Annotated in this window: 23 protein-coding genes, 3 tRNA genes and 2 pseudogenes; 11 read left to right on the top strand and 17 right to left on the bottom strand. The window is 72.4% G+C overall.

The genetic code is table 11. The features are described from left to right. The 8 genes from TA90_RS07800 to rpmB form a co-directional block, all read right to left on the bottom strand. Positions 1 to 880, bottom strand: an 880-nt coding sequence (locus tag TA90_RS07800; RefSeq protein WP_043535594.1) for an ADP-ribosylglycohydrolase family protein, incomplete at its 3' end; no start/stop codon positions are given. A 134-nt stretch (positions 881 to 1,014) separates the two neighbouring features. Further along, on the bottom strand, positions 1,015 to 1,323 hold the full coding sequence (locus TA90_RS07795) for a GNAT family N-acetyltransferase (protein ID WP_043535592.1): 309 nt from the start codon (positions 1,321 to 1,323) through the stop codon (positions 1,015 to 1,017). A gap of 128 nt (positions 1,324 to 1,451) precedes the next feature. Further along, entirely contained in the window at positions 1,452 to 1,622 is a 171-nt protein-coding gene (gene rpmF, locus TA90_RS07790; RefSeq protein WP_043535590.1) for a 50S ribosomal protein L32, read from the bottom strand. 270 nt (positions 1,623 to 1,892) lie between these two features. Then, entirely contained in the window at positions 1,893 to 2,015 is a 123-nt protein-coding gene (locus TA90_RS07785; RefSeq protein ID WP_043535588.1) for a ribosomal protein bL36, read from the bottom strand. Continuing rightward, entirely contained in the window at positions 2,012 to 2,368 is a 357-nt protein-coding gene (locus TA90_RS07780) for a type B 50S ribosomal protein L31 (protein ID WP_082031564.1), read from the bottom strand. The genes TA90_RS07785 and TA90_RS07780 overlap by 4 nt, the downstream gene beginning before the upstream one ends. Before the next feature lie 71 nt (positions 2,369 to 2,439). Further along, positions 2,440 to 2,745, bottom strand: a complete 306-nt coding sequence (gene rpsN / locus TA90_RS07775) for a 30S ribosomal protein S14 (RefSeq protein ID WP_043535586.1) — start codon at positions 2,743 to 2,745, stop codon at positions 2,440 to 2,442. Further along, complete coding sequence (rpmG, locus tag TA90_RS07770) at positions 2,745 to 2,915, bottom strand: 50S ribosomal protein L33 (RefSeq protein ID WP_043535584.1); 171 nt, start codon at positions 2,913 to 2,915, stop codon at positions 2,745 to 2,747. The genes rpsN and rpmG overlap by 1 nt, the downstream gene beginning before the upstream one ends. Continuing rightward, the gene (gene rpmB, locus TA90_RS07765; RefSeq protein ID WP_043535582.1) at positions 2,915 to 3,151 is read right to left on the bottom strand and encodes a 50S ribosomal protein L28; all 237 of its coding nucleotides are present in this window, start codon (positions 3,149 to 3,151) and stop codon (positions 2,915 to 2,917) included. Before rpmB ends, rpmG begins: the two co-directional genes overlap by 1 nt. A gap of 88 nt (positions 3,152 to 3,239) precedes the next feature. Between rpmB and TA90_RS07760 the strand changes: the two genes are divergently transcribed. The 5 genes from TA90_RS07760 to TA90_RS07740 all read left to right on the top strand — a co-directional run bounded on the left by TA90_RS07760 (position 3,240) and on the right by TA90_RS07740 (position 7,850). Next, the gene (locus TA90_RS07760; RefSeq protein WP_052450646.1) at positions 3,240 to 4,289 is read left to right on the top strand and encodes a GTP-binding protein; all 1,050 of its coding nucleotides are present in this window, start codon (positions 3,240 to 3,242) and stop codon (positions 4,287 to 4,289) included. A 114-nt stretch (positions 4,290 to 4,403) separates the two neighbouring features. Further along, the gene (locus TA90_RS07755; protein WP_043535579.1) at positions 4,404 to 5,051 is read left to right on the top strand and encodes an IMPACT family protein; all 648 of its coding nucleotides are present in this window, start codon (positions 4,404 to 4,406) and stop codon (positions 5,049 to 5,051) included. 235 nt (positions 5,052 to 5,286) lie between these two features. Further along, entirely contained in the window at positions 5,287 to 6,219 is a 933-nt protein-coding gene (cysK, locus tag TA90_RS07750; protein WP_043535577.1) for a cysteine synthase A, read from the top strand. 111 nt (positions 6,220 to 6,330) lie between these two features. Next, complete coding sequence (cysE, locus tag TA90_RS07745) at positions 6,331 to 6,936, top strand: serine O-acetyltransferase (protein ID WP_043535575.1); 606 nt, start codon at positions 6,331 to 6,333, stop codon at positions 6,934 to 6,936. A gap of 395 nt (positions 6,937 to 7,331) precedes the next feature. Next, positions 7,332 to 7,850, top strand: a complete 519-nt coding sequence (locus TA90_RS07740) for a GNAT family N-acetyltransferase (RefSeq protein ID WP_043535601.1) — start codon at positions 7,332 to 7,334, stop codon at positions 7,848 to 7,850. Between the two features lie 80 nt (positions 7,851 to 7,930). Here TA90_RS07740 and TA90_RS07735 read toward each other — a convergent pair. The 3 genes and pseudogenes from TA90_RS07735 to TA90_RS07725 form a co-directional block, all read right to left on the bottom strand. After that, positions 7,931 to 8,898 (bottom strand): annotated as a pseudogene (locus TA90_RS07735) (Fpg/Nei family DNA glycosylase). Next, positions 8,898 to 9,863: an aldose 1-epimerase gene (locus TA90_RS07730; protein ID WP_043535574.1), complete on the bottom strand. Its 966-nt coding sequence runs from the start codon at positions 9,861 to 9,863 to the stop codon at positions 8,898 to 8,900. The pseudogene TA90_RS07735 and the gene TA90_RS07730 overlap by 1 nt, the downstream one beginning before the upstream one ends. A 115-nt stretch (positions 9,864 to 9,978) precedes the next feature. After that, positions 9,979 to 12,917: pseudogene (locus tag TA90_RS07725) on the bottom strand (leucine--tRNA ligase). 123 nt (positions 12,918 to 13,040) lie between these two features. Between TA90_RS07725 and TA90_RS07720 the strand changes: the two are divergent. Then, positions 13,041 to 13,487, top strand: a complete 447-nt coding sequence (locus tag TA90_RS07720) for an HIT family protein (protein WP_043535572.1) — start codon at positions 13,041 to 13,043, stop codon at positions 13,485 to 13,487. On the opposite strand, the gene TA90_RS07715 is transcribed toward TA90_RS07720, so the two are convergent. Then, positions 13,470 to 14,300 (bottom strand): metal-dependent transcriptional regulator, encoded by an 831-nt coding sequence (locus TA90_RS07715; protein ID WP_052450645.1) that lies wholly within the window; start codon positions 14,298 to 14,300, stop codon positions 13,470 to 13,472. The two genes, TA90_RS07720 and TA90_RS07715, sit on opposite strands and share 18 nt — an antisense overlap. A 272-nt stretch (positions 14,301 to 14,572) precedes the next feature. On the opposite strand from TA90_RS07715, the gene TA90_RS07710 reads away from it, so the two are divergent. The 3 genes from TA90_RS07710 to TA90_RS07700 all read left to right on the top strand — a co-directional run bounded on the left by TA90_RS07710 (position 14,573) and on the right by TA90_RS07700 (position 15,385). Next, a tRNA-Lys gene (locus TA90_RS07710) sits at positions 14,573 to 14,645 on the top strand. 32 nt (positions 14,646 to 14,677) lie between these two features. Continuing rightward, positions 14,678 to 14,750 (top strand) — tRNA-Lys (locus tag TA90_RS07705). An 80-nt stretch (positions 14,751 to 14,830) separates the two neighbouring features. Continuing rightward, entirely contained in the window at positions 14,831 to 15,385 is a 555-nt protein-coding gene (locus tag TA90_RS07700) for a hypothetical protein (protein ID WP_043535570.1), read from the top strand. Positions 15,386 to 15,454: 69 nt separating this feature from the next. Here TA90_RS07700 and TA90_RS07695 read toward each other — a convergent pair whose 3' ends face one another. Next, on the bottom strand, positions 15,455 to 15,931 hold the full coding sequence (locus tag TA90_RS07695) for a peroxiredoxin (RefSeq protein ID WP_043535568.1): 477 nt from the start codon (positions 15,929 to 15,931) through the stop codon (positions 15,455 to 15,457). Positions 15,932 to 16,406: 475 nt separating this feature from the next. On the opposite strand from TA90_RS07695, the gene TA90_RS07690 reads away from it, so the two are divergent. Further along, positions 16,407 to 17,528 carry an AI-2E family transporter gene (locus TA90_RS07690; RefSeq protein ID WP_074015346.1) on the top strand — a complete coding sequence of 374 codons (1,122 nt, stop codon included), beginning with the start codon at positions 16,407 to 16,409 and terminating at the stop codon, positions 17,526 to 17,528. Positions 17,529 to 17,542: 14 nt separating this feature from the next. Here the strand turns inward: TA90_RS07690 and TA90_RS07685 are convergent. Continuing rightward, positions 17,543 to 17,623, bottom strand: a tRNA-Leu gene (locus tag TA90_RS07685). Between the two features lie 162 nt (positions 17,624 to 17,785). Between TA90_RS07685 and TA90_RS07680 the strand changes: the two genes are divergently transcribed. After that, the gene (locus tag TA90_RS07680) at positions 17,786 to 18,298 is read left to right on the top strand and encodes an NUDIX hydrolase (RefSeq protein WP_043535564.1); all 513 of its coding nucleotides are present in this window, start codon (positions 17,786 to 17,788) and stop codon (positions 18,296 to 18,298) included. A 49-nt stretch (positions 18,299 to 18,347) separates the two neighbouring features. On the opposite strand, the gene TA90_RS07675 is transcribed toward TA90_RS07680, so the two are convergent. From TA90_RS07675 to TA90_RS07665, 3 genes are all read right to left on the bottom strand, one after another. Next, a complete protein-coding gene (locus TA90_RS07675; protein ID WP_074015345.1) occupies positions 18,348 to 19,181 on the bottom strand; it encodes a formate/nitrite transporter family protein in 834 nt (277 codons plus the stop codon). Between the two features lie 114 nt (positions 19,182 to 19,295). Beyond that, positions 19,296 to 20,525 carry a tRNA 2-thiouridine(34) synthase MnmA gene (gene mnmA / locus TA90_RS07670; RefSeq protein ID WP_082031562.1) on the bottom strand — a complete coding sequence of 410 codons (1,230 nt, stop codon included), beginning with the start codon at positions 20,523 to 20,525 and terminating at the stop codon, positions 19,296 to 19,298. After that, positions 20,522 to 21,520, bottom strand: a 999-nt coding sequence (locus tag TA90_RS07665; protein WP_043535563.1) for a cysteine desulfurase family protein, incomplete at its 5' end; no start/stop codon positions are given. The genes mnmA and TA90_RS07665, both read right to left, overlap by 4 nt.

Raw genomic sequence — 21,520 nt, 5'->3', positions numbered from 1 at the left:
CGCCGCACATGGCCCCGATCGTGTCCGTGTCGTCCCCCAGGCGTGCGGCCAGGCACAGAGCACCCCACAGGTCCCCGCGGAAGCGGTCCGCCACCACGAGCGCCGCCACCACGGACTCCTCGCTGCGCACCGAGGTGCCGACCTCCTCGGCCACGAAGTCCTCGAACTCCCGGTCCCCGAGCCCACGGGCCCGGCCCAGTGCCCGCACCAGGCGCAGGGGCAGCGAGGGCGCGTCGAAGGACGCCCCGAGCCCTTCGGCCAGGCGGGAGGCAGCAAGTGCCGCGTCCAGGGACCGCGCGAACGGCCAGCCCTCCACCCCGCCCGACACGGCCGCGGCGACCGCTGCGGCCCCCGCCAGGGCGACGTCCGTGTCGTGGGTGGGGAGGCTGACCTCGTGCACCACCTCGACGAGGTCCGCGACCGGCTCCGGTGGGCAGGCGATGCCGACGGGCGCGATGCGCATGGCCGCGCCGTTCGTGTGGCCCCCACGGCCCGAGGTCCGCGGGTCGGCTCCCGCCAGGATCGCGTCGATGGCCCGTCGTGTGGAGGGGCCGAGCAGGTCGTCCGCATTGCGGGTGCGCATGTCGCGCTCCCACTCGACGAGGGCGTCGGCGAGCCTCCCGGGGGCGACCACTCCCCCGCCCTCCACGAGGAGCCTCCCGATGAGCAGCGCCTGCTCGGTGTCGTCCGTGACGGAGCCCGCGGGCATACCGTGGGAGACGGGTTGGTCCGCAGTGGCGTCCACGAGGCCCTCGACCCGCCCGTACACGGACGCGATCTCGGCGCGTGTCATCGTCTGGGTCGGCATGCCCAGTGCGTCACCGAGCGCCAGTCCCCACAGCGCACCCAGTGCCCGGTCCCGCTCCCCCTTCTCGGCCATGCCCCCATCATGCCAAGGCCAGGTCGTCACGGTCCACGGCCCGGCCGGTGGGCACACCGGCGCGACCCGTCCCGGCCACGGCGGTACTGGCCGGACCCGGCGCCCGGGTCGCTCAGGCGGGGCGCCCGGGTCGCTCAGGCAGGGCGTACGAGGAGGTCCTGCTGGTCGGGGTGCTTGTCGATCCAGCCCTCAATGAAGGGACACGCCGGCTCGACGAGGCCCCCGCGCCCACGGACGTCCGCGAGCGCGGCCCGCGCGAGCCGTCCTCCGATGCCCTGTCCCTGGAAGTCGGGGAAGACGACGGTCCGGTCCAGGACGGTGACCTCACGGTCACCCTCCGTGACCCGCTCGTAGTGGGCGAAACCCGCGAGTTCGCCGTCGGCGTCGCGGATCTCGTAACGGTGCTGCGGCGCCGAGTCGGCGACCGTGTAGTCATCGGCCATGTCGTGCCCCCTTGCTCCAGCGTGGTCACCCCCACCCTAGCGGGCGACGTCGGGGCACACCCCGGGGACGGCGGAGGGCCCGGCACCCTGTCGGGTACCGGGCCCTCGGAGGCCGTCTCGGTGCCGGGTCAGTCCTCGACGCTCAGCAGGCCGTTCTTGTACGCCTTCGCCAGGCGGCGGGGCACTCGGACCTCACGGCCGGCGACCTTGACGGTGTTCAGCTCGTTGAGATCGGCCTTCCATGCGGCCCGGCGAGTGCGGGTGTTTGCTCGGGACATCTTGCGCTTGGGAACTGCCATGGCCCTACCGCTCCTCTGTATTGTCTGTGTGGACGTGTCGTCTTACCGGTGTACAACTCTGCCACGCAGGCGGACCGAGGGGCCAGCCACGTGGCGGTTCGACCCTGTGAGATCGCTCGCGCCCCGGCAACCACGGCAGTCTACCACGGGGGAGCCGGGCCCCCGACTGGGCCACCGCTGCCCGTGCGGGCAGGGTCCGGTGCCGGGCACCGCGGGGGTGCCGTCCCCTGTCCCGGAACGGCGGCCGGGACGGGGTCGGACCCCCGGCCCTCAGCCCTGACGTGCCTTGAGACGGGGATTCTTCTTGTTGATGACGTAGGTGTGGCCACGACGGCGGACCACGACGGAACCCGGCTGCTTGGCCAGGGAGCGGATCGAGGCTCGCACCTTCATCGGGCCACCTCCCCGTCCCGGGCGGCGGAGGTCGCGCCCTCGTCAGTGGGGATGGCTCCCCCGTGGGCGACGGCGCCGCCCTCGTCCGCCGGGGCGCCGCCCTCGTGGGCGGGACGTCCGTAGCGTGCGTAGAACTTCTCCACACGACCCGCGGTGTCGACCAGTCGGGAGCGGCCGGTCCAGAACGGGTGGGACGCCGAGGAGATCTCGATGTCGATGACGGGATAGGTGTTCCCGTCCTCCCACTCGACGGTGCGGTCGGAGTTCCTGGTGGAACGGGTGAGGAATGCGAAGTCCGCGGACCTGTCGCGGAAGACCACCGGATGGTAGTCGGGGTGGATGCCTGGTCTCATGGTGTGTCCTTGGGGGTGTGTGGGATGGAGGGTGGTGCCGAGGGGGGCGGGGCGGTGGGACCGCGGCCGGGTCACCAGGAGGACTTGGTGACCCCGGGCAGTTCGCCGCGCAGCGCCATCTCCCGGAACTGGACCCGGGAGAGCCCGAACCTGCGCAGGTAGCCGCGCGGTCGGCCGTCGGAGATCCCGCGTCCGCGCACACGGGTCGGGGAGGCGTCCCGTGGCAGGGCGTGCAGCGCCCGCATGGCCGCCTCGCGCTCCGCGGCCGGCAGGTGCGGGTTCACGGAGACCCGCTTGAGGGTCGCGCGGCGCTCGGCGTACTTCTCGACCACTGCCCGTCGTTGGTCGTTGCGCACGACCTTGGAGGTCTTCGCCATCAGCGCACCTCCACGAACTCGACGTGGCGTCGCGCCACGGGGTCGTACTTGCGGATGCGCATCCTGTCGGGATCGTTGCGCCTGTTCTTGCGCGTGACGTACCGGAACCCCGTGCCCGCGGTGGACTGCAGGGTCACCACCGGACGCAGCGCTGCGGACTTCTGTGCCATCAGAACCTCTCCCCCCGCCGGCGCATGTCGGCCACGACGGCCTCGATGCCCAGCTTGTCGATCGTGCGGATGCCCCGCGGGTTCACCGTCAGGGTGATGGTGCGTCCCAGGGACGGCACCCAGTAGCGCTTCTTCTGGACGTTGACGTCCCACCGTCTGCGGGTGCGGCGGTGGGAGTGGGAGACGCTGTTCCCGAATGCGGGACGCGCCCCGGTGACTTGGCAGTGGTTGCTCATGCGTACATGATAAGAATGATTCTCATTCACGCAAGTCTCCGCAGCTGAGGGCGAACAGCCACGCTGCCGATGGAAGGCCCCACCCTTGTTGTCGATCTCCGTCCTGTCCACCACCGATCCCCTGCTGCGCGACGTCACGTCGCTGTGCGCGGGGGACGAGCTCGACGTCCTGACCTGTGACCTCACGGAGGACTCCGTGCTCCTGCACCTCTCCCCCAGGGACGGGGAGGGGTGGCGGCGCGAGGTGCCACTGGCCCACCCCTGCCTGAACTGCTCCCTGAGGGAAGCCGTGGTGCCCGCACTCGCCGAACTGGCGGACGCGGGAGTGGACGGCCTCCTCCTCGCCCTCCCGGTGGCGGTGGAGCCGCTCACCGTCCTCCCCTCGCTCGACGAGCTCACCGGACCGGGCGAGGTGCTCCACGACTGCAGGCTGGCGTCCAGCGTCCATGCCGTCGACCTCGCCACCGCAGCCGGTGACCTCCTCGACCACGTGCCTCTCTCGGACCGCGGTCTGGCCCTCTTCGAGGACGACGGACGCTGCACCGGCGAGGTCCTCATGATGTCCCTCGGCTACGCCGACGTGGTGCTCGCCGTGGGGGAGGACGCCCTCGGTTCCGACCTCGTGGAGCACCTCCGCCCCTTCGACACACTGCGCGTGGACCACCTGGAGGACCTCACGGGGGACCTGCTCCTGGGCGCCACCCACGACGTCGACGAGGCCATCGCCCGCGTCCACCCCGCCTCGACGGCCGCGTGGGGCGGACCCACGGCACACGGGGTGTGGACGCTCGACCTGCACTCCACACGTCCCTTCCACCCCGAGCGCCTCGCGGAGCGGGTCGGCGAGCTCGCCCCTCACGGGACCTGCGCCCGCGGCTGCTTCTGGCTGCCGTCCAGACCCCGCACGGTGTGCACCTGGGAGGTCAACGGCAGCGCCGTCTCGGTGGGCACCGCGGGGCAGTGGGAGCAGGAACCCCTCACCCACATCGTCCTGACGGGTGTCGCCGACGTGGAGGTCCGCGCAGCGGTGGAACGGGTGTTCGGTGAGCTCCTCATGACCGAGGAGGAGATGCACGACCTGCTCGCCTGGGCGGGCGCCGACGACGGCCTGTCCGAGTGGTTCCCCGGGGCGGAGTGACAGGCGGGCCCGGGCCCTCCGCTCGGACGGGCGGACCGAGCGGGCCGAGTGGGCCGAGGGGGCTGAGCGGGCCGGCCGGGCCGGGGCGACCGGCCCCCGTGTGAGGATGGGGGCATGCTCACCCTGCGCGCCGGGACGCTCCTCACCCACGAGCTGGAGGTCCGTCGCTCCCGCTTCCTCACCACACTGGCCCGGACCGATGACGAGGCCGCGGCGCGGGCACTCATCGGCGAGGTCCGTTCCGCCCACCCCCAGGCCCGCCACCACTGTTCCGCGTTCCTCATCGAGGAGGAGGGACGCAACCCGCTCCAGCACTCCAGCGACGACGGCGAGCCCTCCGGCACGGCCGGGGTGCCGATGCTCGAGGCCATCCGCTCGGCGGGGGTGTGGAACGTGACGGCCGTGGTGACCCGGTGGTTCGGCGGCATCCTCCTGGGGACCGGGGGTCTCGTGCGGGCCTACTCGAGCTCCGTCTCCGAGGCCCTCGCGCTGGCCCCACTCGCCCGGACCCGCACCCTCCAGGTGCTCGCGACTGAGCTCGACCCCGCCGACGCCGGTCGCGTGGAGGCCGAATTGCGCTCCTGCGGTGCCACCGTGCTGGGGGTCGACTGGGGCCGGGAGGCGACCCTGCGGGTGGCCGTCGACGAGGGCGGGGCCCGCGCCCTCCACGACCGCCTGGCAGGGATCACCCGTGGCACGGCCCGGTTCCACCCCGTGGGCACCACCACCGTCGAGGTGGACGTGCCCACGTCGCGCACCTAGGGTGGGGGACGTGACGACAGCCACCCGCGCCCTCCGGGGTCCCATCGCCGGGATCCCTGCGTCCGCTCCTGCTGTCCCCGTCACCTGCCACTGCTGCCGCTGCGCGTCCTGTCTGTAGGGCGGCCGGCCCTCGCGTGGTGCCCCCGGGGCATCGTCGTCCGCCCTCGTACACCCACCCGACCGCGGCCTGTCCGCGCCCGTGCAGAACCACCCGTACCCAGAACCAGGAGCATCCATGTCCCACATCGCCACTGACGTCACCGAGCTGATCGGCGGCACCCCGCTCGTCCGCATCAACCGCATCACCGACCCCGCCGCCACCGTGCTGGGCAAGTTCGAGGCCACGAACCCCGCTGCCTCCGTCAAGGACCGCATCGCCGCCGCCATCATCGACGCCGCCGAGGCCTCCGGTGACCTCCAGCCCCACGGCACCATCATCGAGGCGACCTCCGGCAACACCGGCGTCGCCCTGTCGATGGTGGGTGCCGCGCGCGGTTACAAGGTGGTCATCACGATGCCCTCCTCCATGTCCGTCGAACGGCGCCTCCTCATGCGCGTCTTCGGCGCCGAGCTCGTGCTCACCGATCCCAAGGCCGGCATCGCCGGCGCGGTCGCCGCCGCGGAGAAGATCCGTGACGAGCGCCCCGGCTCGATCATCGCCTCCCAGTTCACCAACCCCGCGAACCCCCAGATCCACTACCGCACCACCGGCCCGGAGATCTGGGCCGACACCGACGGCGCCGTCGACATCCTCGTCTCGGGCGTGGGCACCGGCGGCACGGCCTCCGGTGCGGGTTCCTACCTCAAGGAGCAGAAGCCGGACCTCAAGGTCGTCGCGGTGCAGCCCGAGGAGTCCCCCCTCCTCACCGGTGGCTCGGCCGCCCCCCACGGCATCCAGGGAATCGGCCCGAACTTCGTGGCCGAGACCTACGACCCCGACGTCGTCGACGAGGTCATCTCCGTCGCCACGCCCGAGGCCATCACCTTCGCGCGGCGTGCCGCCGCCGAGGAGGGACTGCTGGTCGGCATCTCCTCCGGCGCCGCCCTCGCCGCCGCGGCCCAGCTCGCCGCCCGTCCCGAGAACGCCGGGAAGACCATCGTCGTGGTCCTGCCCGACACGGGCGAGCGCTACCTCTCCACGAAGCTCTTCGAGGACCTGCGCGACTGATCCGACGGCCCCGGGGAGGGGTGGGGGTCGGGTCGCGCACCCGGCCCCCGCCCTGACCCGCGCCCCCGGCCGCCACCCCATCCACCACTCGTCCCCGAGGAGGCACCTCCCGTGCTGCCCAACCCCCGACGGGCCCTCCGTCTGCTCCGCGAGGACCTCGAGACCGCACGACGCCGCGACCCCGCCGCCAACTCCCTGGTCGAGGTCGCCCTCACCTACCCCGGGGTCCACGCCCTGTGGAGCCACCGCGTGGCCCACTCCCTGTGGATCCGCGGGCACCGGCTCCCCGCCCGGATCCTGTCCTCCACCGCCCGCGTCATGACGGGGGTGGACATCCACCCCGGCGCCGAACTGGGCCGGCGGCTCTTCATCGACCACGCGATCGGGGTCGTCATCGGTCAGACCGCAGAGGTCGGGGAGGACGTCGTCCTCTTCCACGGGGTGACCCTGGGAGGGGTGTCGATGACACCCGGGAAGCGCCATCCCACGGTCGGCTCCCACGTGATGATCGGTGCCGGCGCGAAGGTGCTGGGCCCGATCAGCGTCGGTGACGGGTCCAAGATCGGCGCCAATTCCGTGGTCACCCACGACGTGCCGGAGGGGGCCGTCGCCATCGGCGTCCCGGCGCGCACCCGCCCCAACCCGCGTCCCGACACCTCCGACGCGGAGCTGATCGTGGACCCGAGCCTCTTCGGGGACCCCTCGCTCTACATCTGACCCCTCCCTCCCCCCGGCGAAGTCCGCTCTGTTCGGGGCTCGAGGTCCGCTCTGTTCGGGGCTCGAGGTCCGTCCTCCTGTGCCCGCTGGTCGCTTCCCACGGCGTTGTCGGCGCTCCTCGGCCCCGCTGCGGGACGCTCCGCCGGGCACTGCCCGCCCTCGCCCGCGCACTACCCGCCCCCGCTCTCCGCGCTGCCCCATCCCATTCGCGGTGCCCCTTCCTGTGTCGGCCCTCCGGCCCCGCGCGCCGCTCAGTCCGCCCGGGACGGACCTCGAGGTCAGAACTGAGCGGACCTCACGGTGGGAACAGAGCGGACTTCACCGAGGTGGGGAGGGGGCCGGTGGGGTCTCCCGATCCCCTGCCCGTCCCCGGCCCCATCGCCTACGCTGGGGCCATGGACCAGCGGACGCTGCAGGCACAGTTGGACGCGGTGGCCGATGTCGACCGCCCCGAGGGTCTCGAGGTCGCGACCCTCACGGAGTACGACATCCCCGCCCTCGCGGCCCTGCACCTCGTCGCCTACGACCGCCCGGAGATCGCCGAGAACCTCTGGGAGGCCACCGACGAGATGCGCATGTCCTTCGACGGCGCCTTCGGCACCCCCCTGGACGACTCCTTCATCGGGGCCTGGATCGACGGACAGCTGGTCGGCGCACTCCTGTGCGTCACCGACGCCCCCGTCGACGACGCCCCCGCCGGTCCCTTCGTCATCGACCTCATGGTGGACCCCGAACACCGCAGGAAGGGCATCGCGAAGGTGCTCGTCTCCGAACTCGCCGATCGCGCCCGCTCCTGGGGCTCGGACACGGTGGCACTGCGACTGGACCCCAACAGCCTGCCCGCCGGGAAGCTCTACGAGTTGCTCGGCTTCGAGCAGGTCGGTGACGGGGACGAGGGCGACCCCGAGTCCTGACCCACGTCGCCACCAGGGCGCGCGCCCGGCGACACGTGGACGGCGCCGGGGGTGCAGGTCGGACCGGCCGAGGACACGACTCAGTGCTGGCAGCGCGGGCACCAGAACAGCCGACGCCCCTGCATGAGCTGTTCCTGCACCACTCCCCCGCAACGCAGGCAGGGCCGTCCCGTGCGGTGGTAGACGTACCACCGTGAGGCCTCGGGATCACCGGGCAGCGGCGGTTCGGGAGCGTCCTTCGGGTCCACGGTCTCGATGCGCCCGACGGCGACCCCGTGGGCCATGAGCTCGCAGAAGGTCTCCCACAGACGTCCCAGACGGGCCACCGAGACCCGGGACCCCGGCCTGAAGGGGGAGATCCCCACCAGGAAGAGCCCCTCGGCACGGTAGATGTTGCCGACCCCGGCCACCACGGACTGGTCCATGACCAGCTCCCCGACGGCACGGCGGTGGGAGCGCACGGCCCGCACGAAACGGTCCCGGGCGGAACGGTCCTCCCGGGCACCGGGCGAGGGTCCGGACCGAGGCGGCCCAGTGCCACACGACGCTCGACGTCGGTGATGAGTTCGCAGCGCGTGGGACCGGACAGGTCGGCGACCCCGTGGACGGTCGCGATGCGCACCCGCACCTGGCCGACGGGGTCGGGCGCCGACCACCCCTCCCCCTCGGCGTCGGCACCGTCCTGTCCGCCGTCAGCCGTGATGGTGAGACCCGGGTGGTCCCTCCCGCTCCCGCGGTCGGAGGGCCCGGTCCGTGGAGCCCCGATGGACGGGGGCGCCGTGAACGTCCCGTCCCCCTGGAAGCGCCACGACCCGTAGAGCCCCAGGTGCACATGGATCCACAGCGGCTGGGCCACGGGGCCGGACGACGGGGCGAACTCCAGGAAGAGGTGCTTGCCCACCGAGGTGGCCGAGACCATCACCCATCCGTCGACGACTGCCGCGGAGGCCGCGAAGCGGCCCTGCGGTGAGGTCACCCGGCACCGGCGTCCGACGAAGAGGTCCTCGAAGGTGACGGCGAGCCGCCGGACGGCGTCCCCCTCCGGCATCAGAGGGTGTGCACGAGCCGGGCCCGCATCGTCCGGGTCTCCCCGGGTGCCAGGCGCAGGGCGTCGTGGAGGTCGGGCCGGTTGTAGGCATCGGTCATGAACTGGCAGTACTCCATCGCCAGCGCGCGGCCCGGCCGGTGCACGAGCGGCTCGCCGGTGAACAGGTGGACGATCCCGGTTCCCGGTCGGTCGGCACCGGGTCCGACCTCCGCCTCGAGCACCGTGCGGGCGCCGTCGGCGTGGTCCAGCACGACCGACACGATGCCGTCACGGGTGACCAGACCGGTCCAGGCGTCGTCGAGACCGGCCGGTGAGGTGATCTCCACGCCTCCGTCCCCGACCTCCGAGAAGGCCGCGTCCCCCGGCAGTGGGATGAGGGTCCCGTCCGTGTCCACGTGCAGGCGTGCCGGGACGTGCACGCGCGCGCCCTCGCGCCCCCCCGCCCATCGCACGTAGGGGTGCCATCCGAGACCCACCGGCGCGTCGACGTGGCCGAGGTTGCGTGCCTGGAGCGTCAGGTGCAGGGACCACTCGTCCGTCCCGTCGCCGCGTCGCGTGTGGCCGAGCTCGTAGGTGGCGTGCACGCGCAGGGGCACGGGGTACTCGGGGTGGGACAGGGTGGTGCACAGGTGGAGGCGCGCATCGGTCTGCTCGACCAGTTCGAACCCGGCCTCCAGGGCCAGGCCGTGCAGTGCCTCGCGGGTGCCGTCGGCGGCCGGCCCGAGGTCCCAGTCGCGTCCGTCCCAGGAGTAGCGCGCTCCGCGCACCCGGTTCGACCACGGCACGAGGAGTGCCTGCCGGGCACCGTCACCCCTGAGCCTCTCCTCCGGGCTGGCGTACCCGTCGAGGACCTCGATCCCGCGTCCCTCCGGGGAGGGCACGCTCCACGACAGTGCGACTCCTCCGCGGCTGCCGATCTCGACGACCGATCCGTCCAGACGGATGCGCCACCCGGGAATGACCACCTCAGGCTCCTGACCGACGCGGATGGGATCGCGCCTGCACCGTCCATGCTAGGTGGGACGGTGCCCGACGGCGCAGCCGGTGGTCCCCACCGCGGTGTGAGATCAGCCCCTGCCCTCAGTCCCTCGGGGGGACGACATTCACCAGACGCGGCGCCCGCACGATGACCTTGAGGGGTTCGCGGCCCTGCAGGAGACGCTGGATGGGCTCCGTGGCCAGGGCCTGCTCGCGCAGGTCGCCCTCGTCGATGTCCGTGGGGACCTCCAGGCGGGCGCGCACCTTGCCGTTGACCTGGACGATCGCGGTGACCGTGTCGTCGACGAGCAGCGAGGGGTCGGAGACCACCGGGAAGGGCTCACGGGAGAGGGACTCCTCGTGGCCCAGTCGCTGCCAGAGCTCCTCGGCGATGTGGGGGGCCACCGGGGAGACCATGAGCACCAGGGGCTCAACGACCTCGCGCGGGACCGCGGAGAGGCCCGTGAGGTGGTTGTTCAGCACGATGAGCCGGGCGATGGCGGTGTTGACGCGCATGTGCTCGTACTCGGTGGTGACCTCGTCGACGGTGCGGGCCAGCAGGCGGCGCGTCTCCTGGTCGGCCGGGGTGTCGACCACGGTGACCTCGCCGGTCCCCTCGTCCAGGACGTTGCGCCACAGGCGCTGCAGGAAGCGCTGGGACCCGACGACGGCACGCGTGTCCCAGGGCCTGGAGAGGTCCAGGGGACCCATCGACATCTCGTAGACGCGCAGGGTGTCGGCGCCGTAGGCCTTCGACATCGCGTCGGGGGTGACGATGTTCTTCAGGGACTTGCCCATCTTCCCGTACTCGCGGGTGACGTGCTCGCCCTTCCAGGTGAAGCCGTGCTCCTCGTCGCCCTGGACCTCCTCGGCGGGCACGTAGGCCCCCGGTCGTCGCGGTAGGCGTAGGCCTGGATGTAGCCCTGGTTGAAGAGCTTGTGGAAGGGCTCCGAGGTGGAGACGAACCCCAGGTCGAAGAGCACCTTCTGCCAGAAACGGGAGTAGAGCAGGTGGAGGACCGCGTGCTCGACGCCGCCCACGTACAGGTCCACGCCGCCCGTGGCGCCGTCCCTGCGCGGGCCCATCCAGTAGGCCTCGTTGACGGGGTCCGCGAGCGCCAGGTCGTTGTGGGGGTCCACGTAGCGGATCTCGTACCAGCACGACCCCGCCCAGTTGGGCATCGTGTTCGTGTCGCGGTGGTAGGTGCGCAGCCCCTCGCCCAGGTCGAGGGTCGGACGCAGCCACTCCTTGGCGCGTCCCAGCGGCGCCTCGGGCTGGGAGTCGGCGTCGTCGGGCGCGAAGGTGCGCGGGGAGAAGTCGTCGACCTCGGGCAGCGTGACGGGCAGCATGTCGTCGGGCAGGGCGTGGACCACGCCGTCCTCGTCGTAGACGACCGGGAAGGGCTCCCCCCAGTAGCGCTGGCGGGAGAAGAGCCAGTCGCGCAGGCGGTAGGTCGTGGTGGCGTGCCCCAGACCACGGCTCTCCAGCCACTCGGTCATGGCTGCGATCGCGTGGGCCTTGTCCAGGCCGTCCAGGTCGATCTCCTCGTTGTGGGAGTTCACGAGGACGCCGTCACCGGTCCACGCGGCGGCCTCGGTGTCGAAGCCCTCCTCGGGGGTGATGGTGGTGACGATGTCCAGGTCGAACGTGCGGGCGAAGGCGAAGTCACGGTCGTCGTGTGCGGGGACGGCCATGATCGCGCCCGTGCCGTAGCCCATGAGCACGTAGTCGGCCACGAAGATCGGCACGGAGGTCCCGTTCACGGGGTTCGTCCCGTACAGACCGGTGAAGACGCCGGTCTTCCCACCGGCCTCGGCCGTGCGCTCCTCCTCGGTGCGGGCCGCCGTGCGTGCGCGGTAGTCCGCCACCGCCTCCGCAGGTGTCGCGAAGCCACCCGTCCAGGCGTCGCGTGTGCCCGCGGGCCACGAGGGCGGGACCGAGAGCCCTGCGGCGTCGGCGTCCTCCGCACCCAGCAGGGGGTGTTCCGGGGCCACGACCATGAAGGTCGCCCCGAAGAGGGTGTCGGGCCGGGTGGTGAAGACCTCCAGGCGGGCCTCCTGGGCCGCGTCGGGGCGCGAGGGCTCCTCCTCGGTGAACTGCGTGACGCCGGGGACGCGGAAGACGACGGTGGCCCCGTGGGACTCCCCGATCCAGTGGCTCTGCATGGAGCGCACCTTGTCGGGCCAGTCGATCTTGGCGAGGTCCTTGGTGAGCCGGTCGCCGTAGGCGGTGATGCGCATCATCCACTGGCGGAGCTTCTTGTGGAAGACGGGGAAGTCCCCGCGTTCGGAGCGTCCCTCGGAGGTGACCTCCTCATTGGCCAGGACGGTGCCCAGGCCCGGGCACCAGTTCACCGGTGCCTCGGAGATGTAGGCGAGGCGGTACTCCCCCAGCACGCCCTCGCGGGCGGCGGCGTCCAGGTCGGCCCAGGCGCGCCCGTCGGGTGTGGGCCGCGTGCCGTTGGCGAACTGTTCCTCGAGTTCGGCGATGGGTCGGGCGCGCCCCGTCCCGCCCTCCGCATTGGGGGCCTCCTCGTCGTACCAGGAGTTGAAGATCTGCAGGAAGATCCACTGCGTCCAGCGCACGTAGTCGTCATCGGTGGTCGCGAAGGAACGGCGCAGGTCGTGGGACAGGCCCAGGCTGCGCAGCTGGCGGCGCATGGTGGCGATGTTCTGCTCGGTGGTGATGCGCGGGTGCTGGCCGGTCTGGACCGCGTACTGCTCCGCGGGCAGTCCGAAGGCGTCGAAACCCATCGTGTAGAGGACGTTGTCGCCCTTCATGCGGTGGTAGCGCGCCACGGTGTCCGTGGCGATGTAGCCCAGCGGGTGGCCGACGTGCAGGCCCTTGCCGGAGGGGTAGGGGAACATGTCCATGACGAAGAAGGGGGGACGGTCCGCCAGGGGCCCCGCCAGGTCCCCGACGGGGTTGTCCGCGTCGAAGGTGCCACGCTGCTCCCACAGGTGCTGCCACTTGGCCTCGACGGAACCCGCCAGCTCCGCGGAGTAGCGGTGCTCCGGCTCCACGCTGTCCCCTGCGGCCATCGGTGTGTCCCTCCGTCTCGTCAAAAGTCCGGCCCAAGGCTACCGCACCCATCGCCCGCGACCCCGGGCCCGGTCAGGCGCCGGACGGCTGCGGGGGCCCCGGCTGCGGGGGACAATGGAGCCATGAGCACCGTCTTCGAGAAGATCATCTCCGGGGACATCCCCGGCCGCTTCGAGTGGGCCGACGAGGTCTGCGTCGCGTTCTCCACCATCGAGCCCATCGCGACGGGTCACGTCCTCGTCGTCCCCCGCCACCCGTGGGCGAAGTGGACGGACGCTCCCGAGGAGGTCGCCACCCACCTCATGGTGGTGGCCCGGACGATCGGGATCGCCCAGGAGGCGGCGTTCGACGTGCCGCGTTCGGGCCTGATGATCGCGGGGTTCGAGGTGCCCCACACGCACCTGCACGTCGTGCCCATGCGCTCCGAGGCCGACATCGCCTTCGCCAACGCCCACCCCGTCCCGGATGCTGAGCTCGACCGGGCGGCGGAGGCCCTGCGCGCCCAGCTGCGGGAGTCCGGCCACGGGGCGAACGTGCCCGTCGGACTCGGGTCAGCCGCGCTGGCCTGACAGCGTCGGTTCCGCCCCCGCCTCGTCCGCCACGAACACCGCGGCCGTGGCCACCGTCCCGAGCTCCACGACGTAGGAGGGCGGGGTGGCGTCGGACGCGGGGGCGGGGGGTGGGCTCTCCGGTCCGGGTCGCCACGAGGGCGGGGGCACGACCCGCACCCTGGTGGTCCCGATCGCGCCGCTGCGCCGCAGGACCTCGAGGGTGGCGTCCAGGACGATGCCACAGGTCTCCAGGTGGCGCAGCATGTCCGAGCTCGCGTCGGAGATCCGCACCACCGGGGCCCGGACCCCCACCTGCAGGGCGTCCACGGCGTGCATGGGCGGGGCGAACCAGGTCCCGTCGGCCGCGGGGATCGGGTCACCGTGCGGGTCCCTCATGGGGTAGCCGAGGGCCCGGTCGAGGTGTTCGAGGAGTGTGTCCGAGACGGCGTGCTCGAGGATCTCCGCCTCGCGGTGGACCTCGTCCCACTCGAAGTCGAGCTTCTCGTGGAGGTAGGACTCCAGCAGTCGGTGCCGCCTCACCATGGCCACGGCCGCGGTGCGTCCTCGTGGACTGAGGTGGACCTTCTGGTAGGGCTCGTGGGTGACGAGCCCCTGGTCGGTGAGCCGGCGGACGTTCTCGGACGCGGTGGAGGCCACCACGCCCATCCGTGCGGCGAGGTCCGTGATGGAGATGCCGTCGCCCCCCCACTCCTCCGAGGAGTAGATGACCTTGAGGTAGTCCTGGGTCACGGGGGAGGAGACCACCGACGGCGGCACGCCGTGGACGTCCTCGTCCGCGGGGACCTCGCCCCCAGTTGCACCGTGTGCCATCGCGATCCTCCCAGTCCGAGACCTCGTCCCACTCTAGTCGGCGGCGTCACGGCGGCGGCCTGCGAGCCCGCGGCCCTCCCCGGCAGCACAGGTCCCGCCCGGCCGGGGACGTCGGGGACCGACACGGGGACGGGGGCCACACGGGGACTGGCCCACCCCGTGGGCCGGAGCGCACGCCGGCGCGGGCGGGTGGGCACTGTGGCGTACGGCCCACCGCCCCACTTTGCCTCGGGTGGGCGCGGAGGGTACAGTGGGCTCCCGTCGAAAGACACGCGCCATTAGCTCAATTGGCAGAGCAGCTGACTCTTAATCAGCGGGTTGGGGGTTCAATTCCCTCATGGCGCACTGATCCGGGCCCGTTCGCGGGCCGGGACCACGCGCCATTAGCTCAATTGGCAGAGCAGCTGACTCTTAATCAGCGGGTTGGGGGTTCAATTCCCTCATGGCGCACCCATTGCCGAAGGCGGCGGGAATGGATTCGAGACCCGCACGGGTCACCAGGACCACTCCTCACAACAGCCGGAGGCTTGATGCGCCGCCTGACGCGACACGAACAGGACCTTCTCGACGCCATCGAACGTCAGCTGACGTCGCGGCGCCGCTCCGTCGTCACTGACGACATCATCGACCAGGCCTCCCACCTCGTCCGGGCGATGACCGACCCGCGCCCGCAGCTCCAGGAGGTCATCGGCCCCGTCTGTGCGACCGCGGACGTGGTCGCGTGGCTGGGCATCTCCCGCCAGGGCATCAACAAGGCCGTGCGTGAGAACCGCATGCTCGCCGTCCAGTCGCCGTCGACGACGTGGTACTACCCCACGTGGCAGCTCCTCGACGACCACTCGGTCATCCCCCAGATGTCCCAGGTCCTCGGGCGCCTGTCGGGGCGCGTGGACCAGCTCGTCGCGGCACAGTGGTTCCAGCTGGCCAATGACTCGCTCGAGGGACTCACCCCCGCGCAGTGGATGCTGGGCGGCAGGGACCTCCACGCGGTGGTCGGGGCCGCCGAGGCGTTCGCCTCCGCGCAGTCGCGCCACCCCAGTGAGCGTCCGCTCTACGACCCGGAGATCGTCACCGCCTCACGCTGAGGCGCACGACTCGGCCCCGTCGTCCGGATCCCTCCGGGCGGCGGGGCCGAGTCGTGTCCGGGCTCGCGGTCAGGAGTCCAGGCCGAGTTCCCTCCGCAGGCGCGCGACGTGACCGGTGGCCTTGACGTTGTACTGGGCCAGCGCCACGGTTCCGTCGGGTGCCACCACGACGGTGGAGCGGATGACGCCCTCGTAGGTGCGGCCGTAGTTCTTCTTCTCCCCCCAGGCGCCCCACCGCTCCAGCACCGCGTGGGTCGGGTCGGAGGCCAACGGGAAGTTCAGGTGCTGCTCCTGGGTGAAGTGCTCGAGGGCGGGAAGTGCGTCGGGGCTGACACCGACCACGGTGTAGCCCGCACCCCGCAGCGAGTTCAGGTTGTCGCGGAAGTCGCAGGCCTCGGTCGTGCAGCCCGGGGTCGAGGCCTTCGGGTAGAAGTAGACGATGACTCCCCTGTCGGAGTCCGCCACCAGTCCGGACAGCGTCACGGTGCCCCGGGTGGACTCGAGGGTGAAGTCTGGTGCCTGTTCGCCGGTCGTCAGTGTGCTCATGACCCCATCCTCCCACCGGGGGGACAGCACTTCTCGGTCAGGGGACGGGCGGCGCGTCACCCGTGGCGTCACAGGTGTGCTCCGGGAGTGGATGACTCCCCCGACCGAGGCGGCGGTCAGGGGAGTCAGTGCGTTCGAAGCATCGGATCGACACCCTTGTCGCACATCCAGCAGTGTATACCTATGCACCCCAGCTGATGATCCGGGGCCCGGCCCGCCAGTCCCCACGTCCACCGGTCCCCACGCCGCCACGGGCCGGGACGGGACGGGACGGGACGGGGAGCGGGAGCGGGTCTGCCCCGCCCGGCAGACCCGCACTCCGAGACTACGTGCTGCCCCCACTCCGCGTGCCCTCTCGGTGGGACCATCCCACCTTCCCGGCCCCCGTCTGCCCTAGACTCGGCGGCGGTCGACGCATCCCGCGCCCGCCAGTCGTCGGCCCCGGGCCCCGGGCATCCCGGATGTGGAGGAAACGATGGACACAGGTCGAAGCGATCCCTCCGTTCGACTGGCGCGGCTCACCAGGGCCGGCAACGCCAGTTGGTCCGCCCTCGGGATCATCGCCCTCGTCGTGGTCGCGGCGGCCGCGGTGTCCAGCCTGAGCGGGATCCTCGTCCCGCTCGTCGTCGCCGTGGTCTTCGGGGCCGTCCTCGAACCACTCGTCTCGTGGTTGGTGCGCCACCGCGCCCCCCGTGCACTGGCAGCGGTCGTCGGGCTCCTGGTCACGGTCGTCGCCGTCGTCGGCCTCGCCGCCATCGTCGCCTGGGGGTTCGTCGGCCAGCTCCCCCAGATCTCCGACCAGCTGGGAGCGGGATGGGAGCGGGCAGCGGTGTGGGCGCGCTCCCTGGACATCGAGGCCGTCTCCCTGTCGCAGGTGCGCGCAGCCCTCAACGACATGGCCCCACAGGCGGGGTTGGGCCTGCTGGGCTTCCTCGCCCGCACGGTCTACGGCGTGGTCTCCCTGGGCGTCGGGTCCTTCTTCGGTCTCTTCTTCCTCTTCTTCTTCCTCAAGGACGGCCACCTGCTCCCCTCGTGGCTGGCGGGCGTGACGGGACAGGACACACAGGTCGTCGCGCAGGTCGACGGGCACGTGCGTTCCTCCGTGCGCGGGTACTTCCGGGGAACCGCGCTCACTGCGGTCCTCACGGGCCCGATCTTCGCGATCCCCCTGCTCGTGCTGCGGATCCCCCTGGTGGTCCCGATCCTGGTCCTGTACTTCTTCCTCTCGTTCATCCCCTTCGCGGGCGCCTGGATCACCGGGGTCTTCGCCGTCCTCATCGCCTTCGGATCCGGCGGGCCCGTCGCGGCGCTCGTCGTCGCCGCGAGCCTCCTCGTGTCCAACGGGACGATCCAGAGTGCGGTCAGCTCATGGGCGCTCGGTTCCACGCTGAGGATTCACCCGGTCGTGGTGCTGCTGGCCACCCTCGTCGGGGGCGTCTACGCCGGGATCCTCGGCATGGTGCTCGGCGCCCCCCTGCTGGCGGCGGTCCGCACGTCAGTGGTGGGACTGCGTGCCCACGACGCCGAGTCTGCGTCAGCCATCGTGGGCAGCACCGGTGCGGGAGGGACCAGCGCGGAGCCGTCACCCTCCGCGTGACACCGGGCCAGCGGTGCGCGGGAGGGGACTCGAACCCCCACGTCAAAGACACTGGAACCTAAATCCAGCGCGTCTGCCAATTCCGCCACCCGCGCGCGAGGTCCCATCCTACTGGGGCCCGGACCTCCGGTGGTCCGGGACGGCCGGGGGACGCAGCGCCACCGCCGGCGTGCGACCGGAGCTCCCGATGGGCTGCGCCGGACGGCGGGGACCCGGGCGCGCGTGGCGGTCCGCCCACCGGCGCCTACCATGGTCCCGTGGTCCACTCCTTCACCCTCGTCCCCGCCGCCTACGTCCTCCTGCTCAGGGGTTCCGGGTCGACGCGGGAGGTCCTCCTCCAGCTGCGCCGGCACACCGGCTACATGGACGGCCACTGGGCGGCGGGCATCGCGGGCCACGTCGAGGCGGGTGAATCGGTCGTCGGGACCGCCGTCCGCGAGGCCCGCGAGGAGCTCGGGGTGGGGATCTCCCCCGCAGACCTCCACCCGCTCACCGGCATGCACCGCACCAACGGGGGCACCGATCCCCTCGAGCAGCGCGTCGACTGGTTCTTCTCCTGCCGCCGCTGGGAGGGCGAGCCGCGGGTGATGGAGCCCGACAAGGACGCCGGCCTGCGCTGGTTCGCCCTCGACGACCTCCCCCGACTCGTCCCGCCCCACGAGCGCAAGGTGCTCGACGCGCTGGCCGCCGGTTCCGTCCCTGCCGTCATGACCTTCGGGTGGGAGCCCGGCGAGGAGATCGAGCGGTACCGGGTCGCGCTCCCCCACTGAACGCAGTCGTGGGGCGGTGCACTCCCCAGGGCCTGCACCGCACCCGTCCTCAGTCCACGACAGCACCGACGGCAGCACCACCAGCAGCGTCGACGGGGTCACCCTCGTCGACCTCCGTGCGCGAGGCCGTCCACATGGCCGCGCCGACGAAGACCGCCCCGCCCACCACGTTGCCCACCAGCACGGTGCCCAGGTTGCGCCCGGCCTCCGCGAGCGTTGCCTCCGGCACCCCGTGGACGAGCCCCAGGGCGAAGGTGGTCATGTTCGCCACGACGTGCTCCATGCCCGAGGCGACGAAGGCCGCCATGCACCAGGCCATCAGCACCATCTTCGCGACGTCGTTGCCGGTGCGCGTCACCGACCACATCGCCAGGCACACGAGCACATTGCACAGGATCGCGCGGAAGAACAGTTCGACGGTGGTCTTGTGGGCCTTCGCGGCGACCACCGAGGCCAGCGCCTCGCCGGGCACGGTGCCCTCCGCCATGATGCCGCCGCCGCGGACCAACAGGGCGAGGACGACCGCGCCGGCCAGGTTGCCCAGCAGCATGAGGGCGAAGGCACGACCCGCCGGTCCCCACTCCACGGCCCGCTCCCGCAGGCCGATGGGCAGGATCATCATCGCCGAGGTCGCGAGCTCACCCCCGGCGAAGACGACGAGGATCAACCCGATGCCGAACACCCCGCCCTCGACCAGGGGTGACCAGACGGAGCCCTCCAGGCGCAGTGGCCCACCTGCGGTGAGCATGAAGACGTCGGCGAGGCCGATGAACGCCCCCGCCATCATGGCGGCGACGAAGTAGTTGGCGGGGCGCCGGGCGCCGTGGGTCTTGTGGCGCGCGGCGGCGGACTGCGCCGCGACGTTCTCCGGGAGGGTCAGCACCCGGGAATCATCCCTGATCGGGGGCTTGCGTCGCCACAACGGTCCCCCCGGGGTGGTGCCGCGGCCACAAGGGACGCGTCACAGGCGGGCCGGGGGCGCCCCGGCGCAGTGACCTCAGTCCCGGTGGGCGGGGACGCGTGCGGTGTCGAGGTGTCCCGTCCCGCTCCCCCGCGCGGCCTCCGCACCGCGTCCGTCCCGTCGCCGTGCGCGGGTGATGGTCGCCTCGGCGAGGACGCGCGTGCCGCGGTAGAGCACCAGGGACTGGCCGGCGGCCACCCCGCGCACGGGTGCCGCGAGGTCGACCTCCAGGCCGGCCGCCCCGTGGCGCACCCCTGTCACCACCGACGGTGTGCCGTGGGCGCGCACCTGCGCGGTGAGCACCCCCTCGGGCACCTCGCACAGCCTGCGCCCCGCCATCTCCACCCCGAAGGCCGCGGTCGCCGCGGCATCGACCCCCAGTGCGTCGTCCCCGGCCACCACGACCGGTGCTGCGCAGGTGATCCGGTCCACGCTCAGCAGTGTCGCGGCGCCGACCACCACGGTGTTGGACTCCGGCCTCGTCTCCAGCACGTAGCGTGGCTGCCCGTCGGGGGCCGGGTCGCCCAGGTGGAGGCCCCGGCGCTGGCCGACGGTGAAGTTCCAGTACCCGCCGTGCTCGCCGACCACCCGTCCCTCGGTGTCCACGACCGCGCCCGGGGCCTCGCCGAGGTGACGGCGCAGGAAACCGCGGGTGTCCCCGTCGGGGATGAAGCAGATGTCGTAGGAGTCGGGCTTCGCGGACACACCCAGACCCAGGCGCTCCGCCTCTGCGCGGACCCAGGCCTTCGAGGGCGCATCCCCCAGGGGCAGCAGGACGCGGGAGAGCTCCTCGCGACCCATGACGGCCAAGACGTAGGACTGGTCCTTGGCCTCGTCCACCGCGCGGTGCAGTTCGGGGCCTGCGGGGCCGGTGACGATGCGCGCGTAGTGCCCGGTGCACACCGCGTCGAAGCCCAGGGCCCGCGCGCGCCCCGCGAGCTCACGGAACTTGACGAACTCGTTGCAGCGCACGCAGGGGTTGGGGGTGTGCCCGGCGCGGTACTGCTCGACGAAGTCGGTGATGACCGTCTCCTCGAACTCCTCGGCCAGGTCCCACACGTAGAAGGGGATGCCCATGACCTCCGCGGCCCGTGCGGCGTCCCCGGCGTCCTCCACCGAGCAGCACCCCCGCGACCCGATCCGGCAGGCCTGCGGCTGGGAGGACAGCGCCATGTGGACGCCGACCACGTCGTGCCCGGCGGCGACCGCCCGCGCGGCGGCGACGGCGGAGTCCACCCCTCCCGAGAGCGCGGCCAGGACCCTCATGCCCGCACCTCCACCCGGGCGTGGTCGCGGCCGTCCAGGGCCCGTCCGGCCGCCAGCGCCCCGGGGAGGGCCGCGAGGAGCGCGTCGACGTCCCCGGTGGTGGAGGTGGCGCCGAAGGAGACCCGCAGGACGCCCAGTGCCTCCCGCTCGTCGCGTCCCATCGCCATGACCACGGCGGAGGGGCGCGTGACCCCGGCGTGGCAGGCGGACCCGGCGGAGACCATGACACCTGCGGCGTCCATGGCCATGAGCACCGCCTCGGGGTGGGCGGTGTCGAGGCTGAGGTGGACGATCGAGGGAACGCTGGGCGTGCGCCGGTCCAGGGTCGCTCCCACGCCCTCGGGCAGGTCGGCCAGGAGGCGTTCGCGCAGGGAGTCCTCCCACGCGCGCACGCGGTCCCGCTCCGCGACGACCTCCTCCAGTGCGGCGGCCAGGGACACGGCACCGGCCACGTCCACGGTCCCCGAGCGCAGTCCGCGTTCCTGGCCGCCCCCGGGGCGGTCGCCCTGCAGGGGCACCCCACGGCGCACGAGCAGCGCGCCCGTGCCCACGGGGGCTCCGAGCTTGTGCCCGCCCACGGTCATCAGGTCGACCCCCAGGGCGTGGAAGTCCACGTCGAGGGTGCCCACGGCCTGTGCGGCGTCGGTGTGCACGAGGGCGCGGGGTTCACCGGCCCCGGCGTGCCCGGTCGTGCCCCCGCGTGCGGCCAGGGCGTCGACGAGGGCGGCCACGGGTTGCACGGTCCCGACCTCGGAGCACACGAGTGCCAGCGAGGCCAGCGCCAGCCGCGGTTCCGCCGCGGCCAGCCCCTCCGGGTCCACGACGCTCACGCCGTCCGCGCCGAGCGGCAGGAGGTCCCAGTGGAGCCCCTGCGCCTCGAGCCCGCTCCTCTGGGCCCCGACCGCGTCGTGCTCGATGCGGGAGGCCAGCACGTGGGTACGTCGTGGGTCCCGCCCCCGTGAGCCCCTCGCACCCCCGGCGACCGCCAGGGCGTC

Source organism: Actinomyces polynesiensis, from assembly GCF_000820725.1.
Lineage (GTDB): Bacteria > Actinomycetota > Actinomycetes > Actinomycetales > Actinomycetaceae > Pauljensenia > Pauljensenia polynesiensis.
The sequence above is the reverse complement of the archived record's forward strand: the minus strand, read 5'-3'. Positions and strand labels throughout refer to the sequence as shown.

Bases quoted from the DNA above. Each gene is read 5' to 3' on its own strand.
- TA90_RS07795 (WP_043535592.1), bottom strand. From the start codon at position 1,323: ATGGCCGATGACTACACGGTCGCCGACTCGGCGCCGCAGCACCGTTAC.
- rpmF (WP_043535590.1), bottom strand. From the start codon at position 1,622: ATGGCAGTTCCCAAGCGCAAGATGTCCCGAGCAAACACCCGCACTCGC.
- TA90_RS07785 (WP_043535588.1), bottom strand. From the start codon at position 2,015: ATGAAGGTGCGAGCCTCGATCCGCTCCCTGGCCAAGCAGCCGGGTTCC.
- TA90_RS07780 (WP_082031564.1), bottom strand. From the start codon at position 2,368: ATGAGACCAGGCATCCACCCCGACTACCATCCGGTGGTCTTCCGCGAC.
- rpsN (WP_043535586.1), bottom strand. From the start codon at position 2,745: ATGGCGAAGACCTCCAAGGTCGTGCGCAACGACCAACGACGGGCAGTG.
- rpmG (WP_043535584.1), bottom strand. From the start codon at position 2,915: ATGGCACAGAAGTCCGCAGCGCTGCGTCCGGTGGTGACCCTGCAGTCC.
- rpmB (WP_043535582.1), bottom strand. From the start codon at position 3,151: ATGAGCAACCACTGCCAAGTCACCGGGGCGCGTCCCGCATTCGGGAAC.
- TA90_RS07755 (WP_043535579.1), top strand. From the start codon at position 4,404: ATGCTCACCCTGCGCGCCGGGACGCTCCTCACCCACGAGCTGGAGGTC.
- cysK (WP_043535577.1), top strand. From the start codon at position 5,287: ATGTCCCACATCGCCACTGACGTCACCGAGCTGATCGGCGGCACCCCG.
- TA90_RS07740 (WP_043535601.1), top strand. From the start codon at position 7,332: ATGGACCAGCGGACGCTGCAGGCACAGTTGGACGCGGTGGCCGATGTC.
- TA90_RS07720 (WP_043535572.1), top strand. From the start codon at position 13,041: ATGAGCACCGTCTTCGAGAAGATCATCTCCGGGGACATCCCCGGCCGC.
- TA90_RS07715 (WP_052450645.1), bottom strand. From the start codon at position 14,300: ATGGCACACGGTGCAACTGGGGGCGAGGTCCCCGCGGACGAGGACGTC.
- TA90_RS07700 (WP_043535570.1), top strand. From the start codon at position 14,831: ATGCGCCGCCTGACGCGACACGAACAGGACCTTCTCGACGCCATCGAA.
- TA90_RS07695 (WP_043535568.1), bottom strand. From the start codon at position 15,931: ATGAGCACACTGACGACCGGCGAACAGGCACCAGACTTCACCCTCGAG.
- TA90_RS07690 (WP_074015346.1), top strand. From the start codon at position 16,407: ATGGACACAGGTCGAAGCGATCCCTCCGTTCGACTGGCGCGGCTCACC.
- mnmA (WP_082031562.1), bottom strand. From the start codon at position 20,525: ATGAGGGTCCTGGCCGCGCTCTCGGGAGGGGTGGACTCCGCCGTCGCC.